Genomic DNA, 752 nt, shown 5'->3' with positions numbered 1-752 from the left:
GCCGGCTTGTGCAGCAGGGTTTCGAGGTCCAGCGACGGCTGCTCACTGACCAGCTCCACCTCGAAGGCAAACGGCTGGCTGATGGCTTCCCGACCGGTGAGGGTAAACACCTGGAAATCGGCGGAAAGCCCTTCGATGGTCAGGGCAAAGTGGGTTTCATTGGCCGGCGCGAACATCCCTTGTTCCTCGTGCTGTACAGCGGCGCCCGTCGACCGGAAAAACCGGTCAACGCACGCGAAATTCTGGAGGGGCGTAAACAACATCGACCAGCAGAGCTGGCCGATGCTTGAAACGATCAGCCGTAATTAAACGACTGGAGCACGCCAGTCATCGGAACCCGAAGTACCGGATACTTCGTGGGTCCAGGTGATTTTGCGGTAGGTGAACTGCACTTCTTCCAGGTGGGTGAAGTGCGCGTTGCCTGGATCCTGGCAGTTGTGCATTTTGTTGTTGATGGCGACGATGATCGCGTCTTCCAGTTTGGTGGTGTAGTAGTGCTCTTGGGTACCTTGAGCCGAAGTGCGGTACCACTGGATAACGATTTCGCTCATGCGCTCGCCGGAGGTCAGAGCGGCTTGCAGCAGAGGCGAAGCCTTGTCGTAGACCTTGGTGATCACAACTGGCTTGTGAACGCGCTGACCGGTTGGCTGACCGGATTGCGGGTCACGCGGGATGATCACGTCGTGGGTGAAAGCCTGAACCATGACCTGGTCTTCGTGGCCTTCCTGGTAGGTGTTGCCAACGGAGTCGGC

Annotated in this window: 2 protein-coding genes; both read right to left on the bottom strand. The window is 58.1% G+C overall.

Annotation, left to right across the window (positions count from 1 at the left end):
• Positions 1–176, bottom strand: a 176-nt coding sequence (locus tag AC1MDC_RS28670; RefSeq protein ID WP_480394193.1) for a hypothetical protein, incomplete at its 3' end; no start/stop codon positions are given.
• Positions 177–305: 129 nt separating this feature from the next.
• On the bottom strand, positions 306–752 hold a 447-nt coding region (locus AC1MDC_RS28665; protein ID WP_480394192.1), incomplete at its 5' end, for an Hcp family type VI secretion system effector.

It is taken from the genome of Pseudomonas sp. 1 (genome assembly GCF_056626735.1).
Note: the sequence above shows the minus strand (reverse complement) of the source record. Positions and strands in the feature narration are given on the sequence as shown.